Genomic DNA, 17,592 nt, shown 5'->3' on the forward strand with positions numbered 1-17,592 from the left:
GCCCCAGCGGCCCCCACTCCTCCCGCGGCCAAGGCCCCGGCCCTTACCGCAGGCAAATGAGGTCGTTCCATGCACCGCATCCTCCTTCTCCTCACGGCCTCGATATGCCTGCTCACCGCCTGTGGTCCCGATGGGGACGAGGCGGAATCACTTCAATCCCAGAGGGCCCGCCTCGCGGACGGGGGGGATGCCGACGCGGGTGACGCGGACGCGGGTGACGCGGACGCCGGTGACGGCGATGCCGGTGCTGCGGATGCAGGTGACGCCGATGCCGGTGCGGCGGACGCAGGTGCTGGGGGCGATGCCGGTGCTGTGGATGCGGGTGCCATCGACGCGGGTTCCGGAGGCGATGCCGGTTCGGGCGATGCGGGTTCCGCCGACGCGGGTGCCATCGTGGACGCGGGTTCGACCGACGCGGGTTCCGGAGGCGATGCGGGTTCCGCCGACGCGGGTGCCTCCGACGCGGGTTCCTCTGGCGATGCCGGTGCGGCGGATGCGGGTTCCGCCGACGCAGGGCCAGGAGCTGATGCCGGTTCCACCGACGCGGGTCCGAAGGACGCTGGCACCATCGTGGATGCTGGTTCCGCCGACGCGGGTTCCGGAGGCGATGCCGGTTCCGCCGACGCGGGGCCGAAGGACGCAGGCACCGGCGTGGATGCCGGCTCCGCGGACGCAGGGACCACCGATGCGGGCACACCGGACGCAGGCGTGGTGGTGGTGCAGGACTTCCCGCTGAACCTGTCGGACTCCTCCATCGACTTCGGCTCCGAGTCGTCATGCGCGACGGGCACGGACGCGGTGGTGCTGCGCAACCCCTCCACGAAGGTGCGCAAGGTGCACCATGCGGCGATCACCGGAGGCTTCACCTTCGTGGGCCTGTACGACGCGGCGGGCGTCGCCTGCGCCCTGCCCTGCACCGTGCCGCCCATGCCGCTGGGCAGCCCCCAACGGATGGACGTGCGCGTGGCGTTCACGCCCCGGCAGCCCGGCAACTTCCACGGCACGCTGACGCTCTACACGGATGATCCGGACGCGCAGTCGCTCACGTTGACGCTCGACGGGAAGGGCACCGGCTCGCTGCTCGTGCTCGGGCAGTCCTCCCTGACGTTCAGCGCCCAGCCGACGGGCACGACGACGACGCAGCAGCTCACGGTGCTCAACCTGGGCAACGAAGCATTCTCCCAGGTGCCGTCCGCCACCGCGCCCTTCAGCGTGCCCAACACCGCGCTGAACATCCCCGCCGGCGGTTCGAGGACGCTCAACGTGTCGTTCACGCCCACCACACGCGGCACCTTCACGGGCGCGCTCAACCTGGCGAACAGCTCCACGTGCCCCACCCCGCCCTTCGCCTGGCTCAACGGCGAAGGACTGTCCCCCGCGAAGCTCGTCCTGAGCCGCGACACGCTGTCCTTCCCCCAGACCGCCGTGGACACGGACAGCGCCTCGCAGGAGGTCACGGTGCGCAATGGCGGTGACACGCTGCTCCAGGTGACCGCGATAGCGCTGGCCCCGAACTCCCCGTTCCGGGTGGACCCTTCCGCGAGCTTCAACCTCGCGGCCGGAGAGACCCAACGCCTGACGGTGAAGTTCCACCCGTCGCAACCAGGCTCCGCGTCGGAGACCCTGCTCTTCAACAGCAACGACACGAGCCTTCCCTCGCCCCGGCTGTTCCTGGCGGGCAGCACCACCCCGGGCACGAACTGCCTGGAAGTGTCGCCCCGGTCGTTCGACTTCGCGCAGCAGGAGTCGGGGGACGCGGCGAGCGAGCTGCGTCGGGTGACCGTCACCAACACGGGCACCAACGCGTTGACGGTGACGCCCACGCTGACGGGCAGCGGCTTCACGTTGAATCCCACCACGCCGTTCACGCTGGCGCCGGGCTCTGCCGGACGGGAGCTGTTGATCACGTTCGACCCCGGCCTCAACGAGAGCGGGGCCCTGAACGGACTCATCACCTTCGGCACGTCACCCTCCACGACCTGTCCCTCGGATGTCGCCCTGAGCGGCACGGCGCGCAAGACGTCGCTGACGGTCAGCCCCTCCTCGCTGCCCTTCGGAGACGCGATCGTGGGCGCGACTGTCCCCGCCACGCGGCAGGTGACGCTCACCAACCCCACGAACTGGCCTGTCACGGTGTCGCCGGTGCCGCAGGAGTCCCTGGCGCCCTACACGCTCACCGGCATCCCTGCCTCGGGGCTGATCATCGCGGCGCGCAGCAGCGCCATCCTGACGGTGACGTTCGCCGCGAGCTCCTGGGGCGAGTCCTTCCCGCGCACGCTCGCGTTCCAGACCAACGCGACCCTGCCGGTGGCTTCCGTGGCCATCACCGGCCGGGCGCTGGCGCCGGAGCTGACGCTGGCGAGCAACACGCTGGTGTTCCCGAACGTGGCGCCCGGCAGTGAAACCTCCTCCGACATGTTGGTGACCAACACCGGCAACCAGGCCCTGTTCCTGTCGAAGGTCACGCCCGACAGCGAGGCGCACTTCCAGGTCATCGAATTCCTGCCCCAGACGGTGCAGCCGAACCAGTCCACCACGGTGAAGGTCCTCTTCCGTCCCACGGACGTAGGGTCCCTGGAGACGCGGCTGCGCTTCTTCACCACCGACAACGTCGCCCTGGCGCGCACGCTCATCGTCAAGGGCACCTCCACGGGCCCCATCGCCATCTTCGGGCTGACCGACGCCATCGACTTCGGCTCACGGCAGGTGGATCAGGTCCACGTCAACAACCTGCTCACGCTGCGAAACCTCATCCAGGCCTCGGAGGGCCTCAAGGTCACCGCGGCGCGCGTCCTGCCGAGCGGCTCCGCGTTCTCCGTGGACGCCATCAACTCCGCCGAGCCCGTCATCGCGCCCGGTGAAGAGCGCGCCCTTCCCTTCCGCATCACCTTCAGCCCGACCACGGTGGGCAAGCAGCACCAGGACACGCTGGAGATCGTCTACCAGGGCGTGGTGACGGGCGTCACCGCGACCCGCCGCTTCGTCCTGACAGGCAGGGGCGCGGACGCGGTGATGACGGCCCCCACGGAGGCGATCGACTTCCCCGCCACGCTGCCGGGCTCCACCAGCCAGCGCATCCTCACCATCACCAACGCGGGTCAGGTGCCCATCGACCTGTTGAGCGTGCGCACCACGCCGGACACGTACTTCCGTTCGAGCGTGGATCAGTGGCCCGACACCATCATCCCGGTGGGGGGCACGCGCCGCATCGTCCTCACCTTCAACCCGACGGCCACCGGCTTCGAATCCTCGCAGTTGGAGATCCGCCTGAAGAAGTCTCCAACGGTCGTCGCCCTCTCCCGCGAGCTGTCCGGCGTGGGCGCGTTCGCGAAGCTGGAGCTGAGCAACAACCAGATCATCTTCGGCGAGGTGCCCCGGCTGGGCACCGACACCCGGTCCATCACGCTGCGCAACTCCGGCTCCGCGACGCTCACGGTGAACAACGTGACGACGAGCGGGCCCTTCACGGCCAGGCTGAATGGCGGCGTGTTCCCGCTCAACCTCATCAAGGACGCCACGGCCCAGTTGGATGTCACCTTCCGGCCAGAGGACGCGGGGGACGTGACGGCCACGCTCCACGTGCTGAGCAACTCCGACCAGACCATGGACCTGTCCCTGTTCGCTTCGGGCCGGGGCACGGTGCCGCTGTTGGTGTTGCCCGGTGGCTCCAGCCCCAAGTTCGCGCCCCAGGCCCTGGGCATCGAGGGGCCGCGTCAGCCGCTGGTCGTGAAGAACGATGGGCGGGCGCCGCTGGTGGTCTACTCCGCCACGGTCCCCGGGGACTTCTGCCTGCGTCCGGATGACGGGACGCAGGCCGAAGGCTGCCCGTCCTTCCTGCCGGGCTTCACGGTGCTGCCCGGAGAGGTGCACTCCTTCCTCGTGTCGGCGAAGCCCTCCGCGCGGGGTCCCATCACCAGCGTCCTGACCATTGTCAGCAACGCGGTGACCACCCCGAACACGGTGCAACTGGTGGTGGAAGGCGTGGGCAGTGTGTCGCTGCCGTCCAGCGCGGTGGTCTTCGGGCCGGTGAACTTCGGTTCGCACGCGGACCAGGTCGTGACGGTGACCAACACGGGCATCACAGCCGCACAGGTGTCGCTCGACTTCGCGGCCGGAAGTCCGTGGCGCTCGGAGTTCTCCGCGCTGGGATTGCCGCTGGTGGTGCCCGCGGGAGGCAGCGCGCCGCTCACCCTGCGGTTCCAGCCACAGGGGGCGACGGGGGGCTTACGGACGCTGACGGCGACGCTGAGCGTGGGCGGCACGGCCTCCCAGGTGCCGCTGACGCTCACGCTGCAGGGCACGGCCACGTCGGCGCGGTTGGATGTGACCCGGCGGGACGACGTGGCCTTCGATGGAGCATTGGACTTCGGCGGGACGCGGGTGAACACGACGTCGGAGTTCATCGGCCTGCGGCTGACGCACGCGGCAGTGACTGGGTCGGCGGACGCAGGCACGGATGGAGGGGGCGACACGGGGGCGGGCCTGCTCACGGTGCAGGACATCACGCTGGACGGGGAGGATGCGAAGTCCTTCGTCCTCCAGAAGCCCACGATGCCCGTCAAGCTGGTGCCGGGAGGAAGCATGGAGCTGTCGCTCCAGTTCCATCCGGATGCCCAGCGGCGCTTCAACGCGGTGCTGCGCATCACGTCGGACGACAGTCAGGCGAGCACGATGCTGGTGACGCTGGGCGGCCGGGGGCGGACGAACCAGCTCAGCCTGTCCACGCCCACGCTGGAGTTCGGCGCGCGAGTGGCCGAGTCCTCGTCGGCGGCGACGCGTTCGATGCGCATCACCAACGAGTCGCTCCAGCCGTTGCAGGTGCAGGGCCTGGAGATCATCGGGGTGGCGGAGAACTCGGAGCCGTCGCACTTCACCGTGGAGGGAGCGCCCGCGCTGCCCTTCACGCTGGCGGCGCAGGAGTCGAAGGAGCTGTTCATCAAGTTCGTGCCCCGTCCGGACGTCACCTCCAAGGCAGCGTTGGCGGTGGTGACGAACGATCTGGAGTCGCCAGTGGCGCAGGTGACGCTGTCGGGCCGAGGCCTGTCCACGGTGTTCCGTGCGCTCAGCCGCGCGCTGGACTTCGGCACGGTGCGGCAGGCGGAGACGGTGACGACGAAGGTGTCGCTCACCAACGACAGCACGCAGGAGCTGGTGCTGCTCCAACCGAAGGTGGAAGGGCCCCAGGCCACGAACTTCGTGGTGGTGTCGCCCACGATTGGAGCGGAGGGGCGCGCGTTGCCGCCGGGGGATTCGCTGACGCTTGAGATCAAGTACGACACGTCGCAGGTGGCGTCCTCGAAGGCCACGCTGGTGCTGGGAACGAAGGACCAGGAGCGCGCGGCGCTGGTTTCGATATCGGGAGTGACGGTGGCCAGCTTCCTGACGCTGGAGCCGATGGAGTTGGATTTGGGCTGGGTGGACATTGGCGCCACCAGTGCGCCGCGCACCGTGACGCTCACCAACCAGTCCGCGTCGCCCGCGAGGCTGAGCGTGGTGGAGAACACCAACCCCGCGTTCGAAATCGACGCCAGTGCACTGGACGCGGAGCTGGCGCCCGGAGCACAGGCGACGGTGAGCATCCTCTTCCACCCGCAGGTGGGAGGCCCCGCAGAGGGGACGCTCCGGCTGCGTCTGAGGGGAGAGACGAACGCGGAGGCCGCGCTCACGCTGAAGGGCCAGGCGCGGACCCTGGGAGGCACGGGCGGAGGCTGCTCCTGCGGCACCAGCGGCGAGGGGGGCGCGGCGATGGCGCTGCTGCTCCTGCTGGGGTGGGCGCTGAGCCGTCAGGCGCGGCGTCCACAGATGCGAGGCTGAAGCGCTTCCACCAACATTGCGTCACCCAGCGGGGGGCAGCATGGACTTCACGGATCTCAAGATCGCCAGGGGCACGGGCCAGTTCCATGTGAACCAGTTCCGGATCCACTTCAGCATCCCAGGGGTGCTGGGTGATCCGCTGAAGCAGACACCCTTGTTGGTGGGTGAGTTCATCAAGGACTTCCCCAGGTTCTTCAACGGCCTGGGGAAGAACCTGACGGAGAACCGGGCCGCGGTGACCTGGTCGACGCGTCAGTTCGAGGGCAAGAAGACGCTCCGGTTCCTGCTCGACTTCAAGTCCGAGAAGCTGGGCATCAACCTGCCGGATGTGCACAGCGACTGGGTTTCCGTCATCTGGCAGAGCGCGAACAAGGGCTTCGCCGCGCAGACGCTCAAGCGCAACTTCGTGGAGAACGCGGACTACCTGACGGCGGCGTTGCCGCCACCGTTGGGGCCCATCTTCACGCAACTGAACAGCTACCACTTCCTCGCGGGACGCCGCTCCTGGGTCTTCGGGGTGCTGGGGCCGGACATGCCGGGCTGGAGGCCTGGGGGCATCACCGTCGGGAAGGTGGAGGGAGGCCGGTTCACGGCCTACGGCGGGAGCACCCTGCCCGTCTTCTACCTGGAGTCCTCGGCGGTGGAGCGCTACTCGTCGCTCATGTATGCGTTGATGGAGAAGGATCCGGGCATCTTCATCGACATCCGCAAAGCGATTGTCGACATCTGGAGCATCCTTCTCGCGAACTACGTGAAGGCCAAGGGCTTCCGCCTGAACGTCGGGCATCCCAAGACCTACGCGGATGATGACGGTGCGGGCCTCTGGAGCAGCCAGGCGTCACTGCGCGGGGTCTACCACCGGGAAGCGGTGTTCAGGACGCCCCGGGAGCTCTCCGCCAGGAAATGGGTCCAGCATCTGCTCGCGCTGCACCCGGGACTCAAGAGCCAGCCGCTGTCGGAGAGCGAGTTCAAGGGCTTTGGCGGAGGTAAATTTGGTGGGGGTGGGGCAGGAGGAAGTTGGTGAGCTGCCTTCCTCCTCGAACTCCTTGATGCTCGAATCGGGACGGTGGCCTCAAGAGAGCTTGAGCCACCGCCCAATCTCGTTGGTCGAGCGGCCAATGGCGGAGGTGGTCCTGTATCGAGCGTCTACACATCGCCGCTCGCGGCCGCCCCCGCCATTCTCGTCCACTCTATGATGAAGCCTTCATCATAAAGTCCGCTTGAACACGCCGCGCCTCGACGACACTCCCGTCGCGCGCGTCGACCGCCGTGTCTCTGTCGTCATAGGGATCAAGAGACAAATAGAACCCTGACGGCCGAACAACAGCTTTATAACCAGAGACAACGTAGAAGTCGTTCTCCTCCGACCACGCAAAATCAAACCGCACCACACCCTCGAAACGCAAACGCAGCTGGCCTACAGCGCTCTCGTGGCGCGGGCGGCAGTCGATTTCAACAGCAACTTCCGCGCCCTCCGCCCTGCTCACGACGATGGAATGAATACGTCCATCGTGCAGAGCCCAGCGCTTCGCGATTTCGTCAAACGCCTGCGCACCCTCAAAAGAAACCATCATCACCTCTTGAGGCGCCCAAGCTTGAACAGATCAATCATCCGAGGCAACCGTCCTTTCATGCGAATTGGCGTCTTGTTGGGGTGATACGGATTGGGTTTGTAGTCATGAATGTGGTCCCCCTGCTCAATCAAAGGGGTCTTTGCCGGATTTCCAGTGTGACCGGCGTTGAATTCCTTCTGCACCTGCCCATCGGGGCCATAAGCCTTGGTAGTAGTGCCAGGCTCATTTGTCGCCACTGTGTTGGGCGTACCCACATCAGGGATACGGTTCTTCTGTCGCTCACTTCCAGCTCCTGCTTCGCCTGGGTTCAGCAAGATGTCCGCGGCGACTGCTGCCGCCGTCGGCAGCGGGGTTGCCAGACCAATCACAATGGCGACCGCGGCCTCCAGTGCGGCCCTCTGGGCCTCGTGAAGCCCCTTGACATTTTCAGCCTGGTCGCACATCCGACCATCATTCGTGCACATTGCCAAGGCATCGTCGCCCGCCGTGTCGGCGACAAGACCCGTGGGGTCCGCGAAGCTCACGGGATTGTTATTGGCATAGGCGTAGGCAGCCATGCTGCGGCCCGCCGCCACCTCGCTCAACACTGTCTCTGGATCCAGCAGGATGGGATCTGGCCCCAGGTACCGCCCGATGCTCGGATCGTAGAAGCGGTTCCAGTTTTCGAACAGGTCGGTTTCGGGGTCATGGTACTGCCCCGGCAGACGCAGCGGGAGCCACACAGGCTTGGCGGTGGGCTCGTAGCGTCGGTACTCGAAACCGCTCAGGTGCGCCTCCGTGTGGGTCTGCCCTTCATTGTCGGCCCCCATGCGCACATAGAACGTCCCATCCGAAGGGGCATTCACCCATCCCGGGGTGATGGGCCGGCCCATCGCCCCGCCGTACAGAAGGCCGTCCCCGCCATTGGCACCTGGCAGTTTCTCCCCCTGGGAATCCGCGAGATAGACGCGCGCCTGCCCATGGGCCTCCACCCACTCGAAGCGGCCCCGGACCTGGGTCACGAGCCCCGGGTTCGACGGCGCACGGAGCGTGGCCATGGGAGAACTGAAGTTGTCCCGAGCCGCGGCGTAATGGGCCACCCGGTTCACATGGCCGAAGGGCTCGTAGTCACCCGTTCCACTGATCCGTCCATGTGAATCCAGCAGGAGGATCGGCTTGCCCAGTCCATCCGTTACCGGGAAGTAGGTTCCACACGGCACATCGGATTCCTGACCAAAGCGTGAGCAGTCATTCGTGTTGTCCGCGATTCGCAGGAAGGGCGAGTGGGCAAAGCGCGACTTGATGAGCGCGACCGGCCGTCCATCCAGCCACACGTACTCGTCCAGGACGTAATCCGTCGTGTTCGGGTTGGAGCCTGTCTGGCCCACGTCCACGAGCAGCTGCGTTCCTGAATAGAAGTACTCATCCTCCCGTCCATCCCAACTGACCTTCAGCCGTCGCCGGCCTCCAGCATCGTAGAGGTACTCAGAGCTGCTCCCCGGTCCCCCCGTCTGCGTGGTGCCGACCTGCCGATAAACCCCTCCGAGGTCCATGGGCGAGAGCAGCGCGGCATTGAGAGACAGCTCGAAGTAGGACTGATTGGCGGTCGGACTGAGAAACCAGTCCGCATTGCTCACGCGGCCCGCCAGATCGTGCCAGTAGCGAGCCGTGACGCCGTAGGACAGACAGCCCGTCTGGCCCGTCTGGCATGCAGGCGCCGTGAACTTGCGCGTGGCGAGCTGATCGACCCGGGGGAAGGCATTGGTGTATTCCGACTGCACCGTGAAACCATTCTGGGTTTCGCTCGTCCGGTTCCCGCGCGCGTCGTAGGCATAGGCGAGCGTCCGGTCGATCGACGACCACCCCCCAGAATAACGGCGGTTGGTCACCCGACTCAGCTGAAGCCGTGCGTCGTAGCCAGGCTCCCCCGAAGCTCCGCGGTAGTCCTGGGTGGTGGGATGCTCCGCATTGGAGGTTTGAAGGACGCAAGTGTCCTCCCCCTCCAACTGGTCCGCCGCATACCGGTAGGCACGCTTGAACACGTCGCCGGTGTTCACCCGGCTCACACTCAGCCCAGACAGTCTCCCGAAGGGGATGCCCGGCGCATCGACTGCTTGCGTGAACGAACTCGTTGAGCAGTCGGTGATGCCACCGTTGCTCCCACCCTGGTGGTACCGGACCTGAGCCGATACCGGGACTCCCGCCTCGCCACGCGAGTGCACCTTGTATGACTTCAGCCCCCCGTAGGGCTCCCACTCCACCGAGGTAATCAGCGGATCCGTGCCCGACCCACCATCCGGAAACAGGTGGGCCGCGTAAATGTCACTAACGCGATGGGGCATTCCCGTGCTGGGAGCGTGGTACCGATACTCGATGCCTCGACCGTAGGGATAGATTTCGCTGACAAGCCGCCCCGCGGAGTCATAGTTGAAGAAGTGATTGGGGCTGTCCTTCCCTGAAAAATAGGGCGAGGTATTACAGGCCCGGGACGGAGGATCCGTCTCCGCGCCCCGGACCCGGAGCTTCACAATCACACGACCCAAGGCATCGTACTTGAACCAGGTCGCGCCAAAGGAATCCACCGTGTAGTGCGGCTTCCCGCGGTACGCGACCGGGCATCCCGCCGGGAGGGGAGGAAACGGATCCTCATAGAAGGTCCGGTAGAGGCGCTCCGTCTGGGTCCCCCGGCGGGCCTCTGCGATGCGCGTGCGGCCGAGGGCATCGTATTGGTAGGCCATCCAGCTCGCGCTCTGACCCATCTCCGACGTCTGCTTGACGATGGGATTGCCTACCGCGTCGTAGGCGAACCGGGTGACACCAGGTCCTGAAGGCAGGGATGCCCCCCAGGGCGTCTTGATCTCCAGCAGGTTGCCAAAGTCGTCATGGAGGTATTCCACGGCGGGCTGGTTGGCGCAGTTGGCCATCGTGGTGCCTGCCGCGCACCCTTGCTTGATACTCTTGACGTTGCCGGCCTCGTCATAGGCGATATGGGTCGCGGAAGCGGCGATTCCCCCTGTCGGGCCCGCCGCCTCCAGCATCGACACCAGGCGGTTGAGCCGGTCGTACTCGAACGAACGGCACTCGGGCGGCAGACTGTTGAGCGAACCCGTCGTCGTATTGAATCCGCCACAGAACGCAGCGGGACGGCCCAAGTTGGCGAGGTACGGCAACCCCTCGCGAATCCGGTTGTCTTCGGTGTCGAAGAGCTTTGTAGAAGAATAGGTGGCGTTACCGCTCGCACCCTCCCCCCACAGCTCACCAGCGCCCTGATACGTGGGTCGGCCCAGAGGGTCGGCATCATAGGTTCTACGGGAGCGGATGGAGCCATCCGCGGCCAGCGTCTCTTCCTTGATGAGGCGGCCCAGGCGGTAGAAGTAGTTCACGCGCTCGCTGGGGTTCGCGCCGCTGGGAGAGGCGGAAGTTGCCTTCCATTGCAGCTTGTCTGTCAGCATTCCGCCGACGCAGGCACCGCTCGTCCCCGCGCGATAACACGTCACCTCGTACCGACCATCCGGTTGGCGAACATAGTCACCATGCGTGGTGCCATTGTCGTAGCCATAGTCCGTGATGAGGTCCGCCAGGGCGCCGGCCCTCACCGTCTTGCGTACCAGCTTTCCCGCGCTGTAGGACAAGAGGGTCTGGACCCCGGCAGGATCCGTGGTCTTGAGCAGCCGACCCTGCTCATCATAGGCGTCGTAGGTGGTGTCAAGGTACTGATTGTACTGGCATCGCGGAGACCCAGCATGACTCACGAATGAAGCGTAGACGCGCTTTCGGCTCAGGTGCTGCTGCTGACCATTCGTCGCGTTCGTCGCCCCATAGAAGTAGTGCGTGACAGGGGCTGGACCGGAGCAGGACGTGTCGGTCGCGCTGGCGACCCAGCACGGTCCTTCGACTTCGACGACGCGCGCCTGCGGATCTGCCTGGGACACCGTCTCACCCGCGCACGAGCGATGGGTGCGGTAGAAGACCGCCTGGTGTTTCAGGGCAAAGCCGCCGAAGCTGGTCGTGAAATCCCAGGAGCGGCCGCTGCGCACCTTGGCCATCAGTCGGTTCGTCGTGGGCTCGTACTGATATGTCCAGACCGCCTGAGTCGCTACTCCCATTCGGCTGGTCAGGGAGGACAGCGAGGATTCTGTCTTCAGCAACTGCTCATAGGCGGGGTTTGCCCCGGCGCGACCGTACTCATAGGTATAGGACTTTGTGAGCAGCGCGCCAGCGCCTGTCGCATCCAGGGCTCCGAAAGAGGCCTGCTGAAGCTCTCCAGAAGGCATGAACGCATTGAAGTCATCCCATGGAACCTGCGACGAAGTGTTGTTGCCTTTTCCCGCGAGTTCATTGAAGTAGACAGAGTATGCATTCCGCGAGTCACGATGGCTCCGGGCCATCGCGACAAACCGCGTCGGCACGACGTTCGGATCGGTCGTGACCGGCAGCTCAACGCTGCTCCACGCCCGGGACTGCTGCTCTGCCAGACTGATGCCCACGCCCTTGCAGTCACCATCGTTGTTGACTCCGTCCGTTCCGCACTTCACCACCGACCCGGTCGTCTCGACACCATGGCTTCTCGACTGCGATGCGATAAACGAGCGCGTCAGCAGGGTGTTGAATTGCCGGTAACCATCCCCTGCGCTGGCGGGCACACTGAAGTTCTGCCATTGCTTCCCCGCGCAGGTCCCTGTCAGCCTGCCAGGTCCACAGTAGAATCCCGAACCATACAGAGACGCCGTGACGGTCTGAGAGTTCCCATCGAACAAACCGCCTTCGTCCTTGAGGACGTAGAAGTTCGTCCGGTGCAGCTCTTTGTTGGAGACCAGCACTCCGTCACGCAGGATCTTCCAGCGCACGGTCCCCAGCGCCTCATAGTCAACCCAGATGTAGGTCATCTTGAGCGGCACCGGGGCTTCAGCACCGGGAGGGACGTTCTGGGCATTCCCGACATGGAAGCGAACACAGCTCAACATGCCGGCCGGATTGGACGAAATCTGGCCATTGCTGTCGTAGATTCCATAGTCATACGTCACGACATTGCGAGTCCCCTGCCCCGTTCCCGACGTCCCTTCCTCCAGATCCACCTTGGCCAGGACGCATTCATGGGTGGAAGACGGGGCTGGGTCTTGTGTCGGACGACTGGCATAGGAGAACGCGAGCCGGGAGCCATTCGACAGGTTGACGTACTGGATCAGCTGCGAGGGCCTGCCAAACGTTGCTGCGGGCACCGAGCAGCCCACGGGCGTCGCCGCGTGGTATTGCAACGAGGCGATGACGCGGCGGCCGGACGGCCCCACCTGCGCCACCGGGCTCCCATAGCTGGTGGGTTCGATTTCCGACAGGAAATAGGCCGCCCCCCATTCCCGATAGGGGAGGGCTGGTTTTGATCTGCCACCGACAGCGACAGCCTGCTTATAAAGGAAGCGCCCCTCCGGGCTGATGAGCGTGAAGCCGTTCCCTTCCCAGCGCAGCTTGACGTTCTGGTCCAAGGTGGAGGTCGCATACCACCCCGCGGGCATGGAGGTATCACAAGGCCTGAAATGGAGGGTCGCTCCTGACGGCGCCACGACGTCACAGAAAGGGCTGACGACAGTGTCGGTCCCCGATGAATCCCTCTCCGAGTCGGCTCCCGTCAAAACATAGCTGTAGAGGTTGTGAGTCCAGCGATAGGCGCTGGACGTCCCATTGGAACTCGGGACGCGTCCAAACGGCGTCAGCAGCTTCTTTTCGGCGATTCCGAGGATGTTCGCTTCGGTCGACGCGCTGAAGGTGCGGGAGAAGGCGAAGTCGCCAATCGCGGAGGACAGACTGAAATCCGTCTCGGAATACGTCGGACGGAGTGACCCTACAGGCACCGGAGCTGCTTCGGAAGCGCCCGCGCTTCGAGGTCCACCCAGCGGCGGCGCGGGGCTGAGCGGCGCCTGGTCCACGCGCTGCTGCAATTCCTCGGGTGTGAGTGAGTCCGCCGCCCAGGCCACGCCCAATCCCACCAACAGCAGACCACTGGCCACCAGTCCGCTGACGGCGCTTCGACTCCATCGTCTGGCCATTCCCACCCTGTCGCGACTGTCTTTTCCTTCAGTGTCTTCCACGCTGCCTCCCCCTGGAAACTCACTCATGGCGCGCCGCCTTCGGCTGACACAGCCCTTCGCTGACACCGGGCGCCACCTTCACGCAAGGCCACTCCGCCGGGCACTCCGCGGTCCGGGTACACTCACGCGTGCAGTAGTAACCCTGCCCCAGCCCGGCGCCGGGCATGTGCACGCACCGACCGCTCTCACAGGAACTGTCCCCACCTTCGACACAGGACTCGCCCACCGCGAGCTTGGGGGCATTCCTGTCGACGGCCTTGGGACGCCACTCCGTCACGACCTTGACGTCCATCTTGTCGTCAGGCGCGGGAGCAACCTGCGCCTCCCCTTGCGGTGTGCACGCCAGCATCAGCGCGAACAGACCCGCGACCGCACCTACGGCTCTTCCCACTCTCATTGCGCGCACGTCTCCCTCTGGGCGCACACGCATGCGCGTGTGTATGCCGTGGTTGATTCAAAATGGATGGAAAGGAACCACCTGGAATGCGGCGGTGCCCCTTCACGGTCGTTGAAGCAAACGCCCTGAGGACAAACCCCTGGTGAGAGGTTTCAGGCCCCGGTGGCGGACTCGATGTAAGGGGAGCTACAGCAACTGCGAGGCTCTACGAACTACCAGAAATCCAATGCTTTGCAACCCCCAGGGCCTTCAGGGGGTTGCAAGCCCTGCCATTCCCGCTACCGACGACCGCCCGGCGGGATGCCCTTCTCGCCGTACAGGTACTCCTGCAACGGCTTCACCGCGAGGTCCGAACGCTTCAGCGACTCCAGCGCGCCCACCGCCATGCGCGCCGCCTGCACCGTCGTGTAGTACGGCACCGAGTGCATCAACGACTCACGCCGGATGGAGAAGCTGTCGGAAATCTCCTGCTTGCCGAAGGTCGTGTTGATGACCAGCACGATCTCCCCATCGACGATCTTGTCGACGATGTTCGGCCGGCCCTCCTTCACCTTCTGCACCAACTGCGACTCGATGCCCTTGGTCCGCAGGTAGTCGTGCGTGCCGGACGTGGTCGTCAGTGTGAACCCCATGGAGCGCAGGCGCCGGGCCAGGTCCACCACCGCCGGCTTGTCCTCGTCCTTCACGGAGATGAACACCCGCCCGGACTTGGGCAGCTTCACCCCCGCCGCCAACTGGCTCTTCGCGAACGCCGACGCGTAGTCGTCCGCCAGGCCCATCACCTCGCCCGTGGACTTCATCTCCGGGCCCAGAATCACGTCCACCCCGGCGAAGCGCGCGAACGGGAAGACGCTCTCCTTCACCGCCACGTGCTTGAACTCCGTCTCCTCCGTGCGGCCCAGCTCCTTCAGCGTCTTGCCCACCATGCAGAGCGCGGCGATCTTCGCCAGCGGCACGCCCGTCGCCTTGGAGATGAACGGCACCGTGCGGCTCGCGCGCGGGTTCACTTCCAGGATGTAGATGGTCTTCCCCTGGATGGCGAACTGCACGTTCATCAGCCCCACCACGCCCAGCTCGCGCGCCATGGAGATGGCCTGGTCCTTCATCCGCTCCACCAGGTCCGGCGACAACGAGTGTGGCGGCAGCGTCGCCGCCGCGTCACCCGAGTGCACCCCCGCCTCCTGGATGTGCTCCAGCACGCCGCCAATCAGCACCTGCCCCGTGCGGTCCGCCACGAGATCCAGGTCCACCTCGATGGCGTCCTTCAGGAAGCGATCAATCAACACCGGGTGCTCCGGCGACGCGCTCACCGCCTCGCGCATGTAGCGCTCCAGGCTGGACGCGTCGTACACCGTCTCCATCGCCCGTCCGCCCAGCACGTACGACGGCCGCACCATCACCGGATAGCCGATGCGCTCGGCCACCTTGAACGCCTCCGCGTGGCTGCGCGCCACCCCGTTCTCCGGCTGCGTCAGGCCCAGCTTCTCAATCAGCTTGGAGAACTTCTCGCGGTCCTCCGCGCGGTCGATGGCGTCCGGCGACGTGCCCAGAATCGGCAGCCCCGCCTGCTCCAGCGGCACGCTCAGACGCAGCGGCGTCTGCCCGCCGAACTGCACGATGGCGCCCACCGGCTTCTCGCGCTGGGACACCTCCAGCACGTCCTCGATCGTCAGCGGCTCGAAGTAGAGGCGGTCCGACGTGTCGTAGTCCGTGGACACCGTCTCCGGGTTGCAGTTGACCATCACCGTCTCGTACCCGGCCTCGCGCAACGCGAAGGCCGCGTGCACGCACGCGTAGTCGAACTCGATGCCCTGACCGATGCGGATGGGACCGCTGCCCAGGATGAGCACCTTCTGCCGGTCCGTGGGCGGCGCCTCGTCCTCCTCTTCGTAGGTGGAGTACAGGTAGGGCGTGTACGCCTCGAACTCCGCGGCGCACGTGTCCACCCGCTTGAACACCGGCCGGATGCCGCGCGCGTGCCGGTGCGCCCGCACCTCCGCCTCCGGGTAGCCCAGGAGGTTGCCCAGGTACTTGTCGGAGAAGCCGTGCGACTTCGCCTGCCGGAGCACGTCGTCCGGGAGCTGATCCAACCGGCCATGGTCCGCAAGCATCTGCGCCTCGTGCACCAACGCCTCGATGTGGCGCAGGAACCACGGGTCGATGGCCGACAACTGGTGCACCTGCTCCACCGTCAGGCCCTCACGGAACGCCTGTGACACGAACCACGGCCGCTCCGGCCGGGGCACGCGCAGGCCCTCGCGCAGCACCTTCTCCCGCTCCTCCTTCTCCGAGGGCAGGTCCGGCGACTCCAGGCCCACGCGCCCCAACTCCATGGAGCGCAGCGCCTTCATGTACGCCTCGGGGAAGGTGCGGCCAATGGCCATCACCTCGCCCACGGAGCGCATGCTCGTCGTCAGCGTGCGGTCCGCCTTGGGGAACTTCTCGAAGTTGAAGCGCGGCACCTTCACCACCACGTAGTCCAGCGTCGGCTCGAAGGAGGCCGGCGTGTCCCGGGTGATGTCGTTGCGCAATTCGTCCAGCGTGTAGCCCAGCGCCAGCTTCGCGGCGATCTTCGCGATGGGGTAGCCCGTCGCCTTGGACGCCAGCGCGCTGGAGCGCGAGACGCGCGGGTTCATCTCGATGACGACCATGCGGCCGTCCTGCGGATGGATGCCGAACTGGATGTTGGAGCCGCCCGTCTCCACGCCAATCTCGCGGATGATGGCCAGCGACGCCTGCCGCATGCGCTGGTACTCGCGGTCCGTCAACGTCTGCGCGGGCGCCACCGTGATGGAGTCACCGGTGTGCACACCCATCGGATCCAGGTTCTCGATGGAGCAGATGATGATGACGTTGTCCGCCGAGTCGCGGACCACTTCCAACTCGAACTCCTTCCACCCCAGCACGCTCTCCTCGACGAGGATGGTGGAGGTGGGGCTGGCCTTGAGGCCCGAGCGGCAGATGGCCTCGAACTCCTCGCGGTTGTACGCGATGCCGCCGCCCGTGCCGCCCAGCGTGAACGAGGGACGGATGATGGCCGGAAAGCCGATGTCCTCCGCCAGCGCCATCGCGTCCGTCAGCGTCGTCGCGTAGCCGCTTCGGGGCAGCGCCACGCCAATCTTCTGCATGGCCGCCTTGAAGAGCTGACGGTCCTCCGCCTTGTTGATGGCGTCCAGCGACGCGCCAATGAGGCGCACCCCGTACTTCTCCAGGATGCCCTTCTCCGCCAGGGCCTTGGCCAGGTTGAGCGCCGTCTGCCCACCCATCGTGGGAAGCAGGGAGTCCGGACGCTCGGCGGCGAGGATCTTCTCCGCCGCCTCCACCGTGATGGGTTCAATGTAGGTGCGGTGCGCGAACTCTGGGTCCGTCATCACCGTGGCGGGGTTGCTGTTGAGCAGCACCACCTCCACGCCCTCGTCCCGAAGCGCCTTGATCGCCTGGGTGCCTGAGTAGTCGAACTCGACGGCCTGCCCGATGACAATCGGGCCCGAGCCAATCACAAGAACCTTCCGGATATCGGTACGCTTGGGCATCGGGCGCCCCCCATACCAACCTCCGCCGCGACATGCACGCGGTGCGTTGTCCCCATGCGAAGGTCCTGTCCGCCGCCCGCCCGCTCGCAGGACCTGCGCCCTCGGGTCCTCTGCTACGCTGCCGCGTTCCCTTCCGGAGGTTCCATGCGTCGCTGGTCGTCCCTGGCCCTGCTCGTCCTCGTCTCCGCGCCCGCCCTCGCCCAGGACACCGC

General features: G+C 65.9%; 6 protein-coding genes. 2 read left to right on the top strand and 4 right to left on the bottom strand.

The genetic code is table 11. The features are described 5' to 3' along the window. Window positions 1-69 precede the first annotated feature (69 nt). Window positions 70-5,814, top strand: coding sequence for a choice-of-anchor D domain-containing protein (locus D7V88_RS26090; protein WP_147448873.1), 5,745 nt, complete (start codon window positions 70-72; stop codon window positions 5,812-5,814). 40 nt (window positions 5,815-5,854) lie between these two features. Beyond that, window positions 5,855-6,838, top strand: coding sequence for a hypothetical protein (locus D7V88_RS26095; protein WP_120543347.1), 984 nt, complete (start codon window positions 5,855-5,857; stop codon window positions 6,836-6,838). A 166-nt stretch (window positions 6,839-7,004) separates the two neighbouring features. Here the strand turns inward: D7V88_RS26095 and D7V88_RS26100 are convergent, their stop codons facing one another. The 4 genes from D7V88_RS26100 to carB form a co-directional block, all read right to left on the bottom strand. Then, the gene (locus D7V88_RS26100) at window positions 7,005-7,388 is read right to left on the bottom strand and encodes a hypothetical protein (protein ID WP_244238401.1); all 384 of its coding nucleotides are present in this window, start codon (window positions 7,386-7,388) and stop codon (window positions 7,005-7,007) included. Continuing rightward, entirely contained in the window at window positions 7,388-13,477 is a 6,090-nt protein-coding gene (locus D7V88_RS26105; RefSeq protein WP_244238402.1) for an RHS repeat-associated core domain-containing protein, read from the bottom strand. Before D7V88_RS26105 ends, D7V88_RS26100 begins: the two co-directional genes overlap by 1 nt. Further along, window positions 13,470-13,847: a hypothetical protein gene (locus D7V88_RS26110; RefSeq protein WP_147448874.1), complete on the bottom strand. Its 378-nt coding sequence runs from the start codon at window positions 13,845-13,847 to the stop codon at window positions 13,470-13,472. Before D7V88_RS26110 ends, D7V88_RS26105 begins: the two co-directional genes overlap by 8 nt. 278 nt (window positions 13,848-14,125) lie before the next feature. Further along, window positions 14,126-17,380 carry a carbamoyl-phosphate synthase large subunit gene (gene carB / locus D7V88_RS26115; RefSeq protein WP_120543351.1) on the bottom strand — a complete coding sequence of 1,085 codons (3,255 nt, stop codon included), beginning with the start codon at window positions 17,378-17,380 and terminating at the stop codon, window positions 14,126-14,128. Window positions 17,381-17,592 lie beyond the last annotated feature (212 nt).

This window comes from Corallococcus terminator, assembly GCF_003611635.1.
GTDB classification, from domain to species: domain Bacteria; phylum Myxococcota; class Myxococcia; order Myxococcales; family Myxococcaceae; genus Corallococcus; species Corallococcus terminator.

Bases quoted from the DNA above. Each gene is read 5' to 3' on its own strand.
- D7V88_RS26090 (WP_147448873.1), top strand. From the start codon at position 70: ATGCACCGCATCCTCCTTCTCCTCACGGCCTCGATATGCCTGCTCACC.
- D7V88_RS26095 (WP_120543347.1), top strand. From the start codon at position 5,855: ATGGACTTCACGGATCTCAAGATCGCCAGGGGCACGGGCCAGTTCCAT.
- D7V88_RS26100 (WP_244238401.1), bottom strand. From the start codon at position 7,388: ATGATGGTTTCTTTTGAGGGTGCGCAGGCGTTTGACGAAATCGCGAAG.
- D7V88_RS26105 (WP_244238402.1), bottom strand. From the start codon at position 13,477: ATGAGTGAGTTTCCAGGGGGAGGCAGCGTGGAAGACACTGAAGGAAAA.
- D7V88_RS26110 (WP_147448874.1), bottom strand. From the start codon at position 13,847: ATGAGAGTGGGAAGAGCCGTAGGTGCGGTCGCGGGTCTGTTCGCGCTG.
- carB (WP_120543351.1), bottom strand. From the start codon at position 17,380: ATGCCCAAGCGTACCGATATCCGGAAGGTTCTTGTGATTGGCTCGGGC.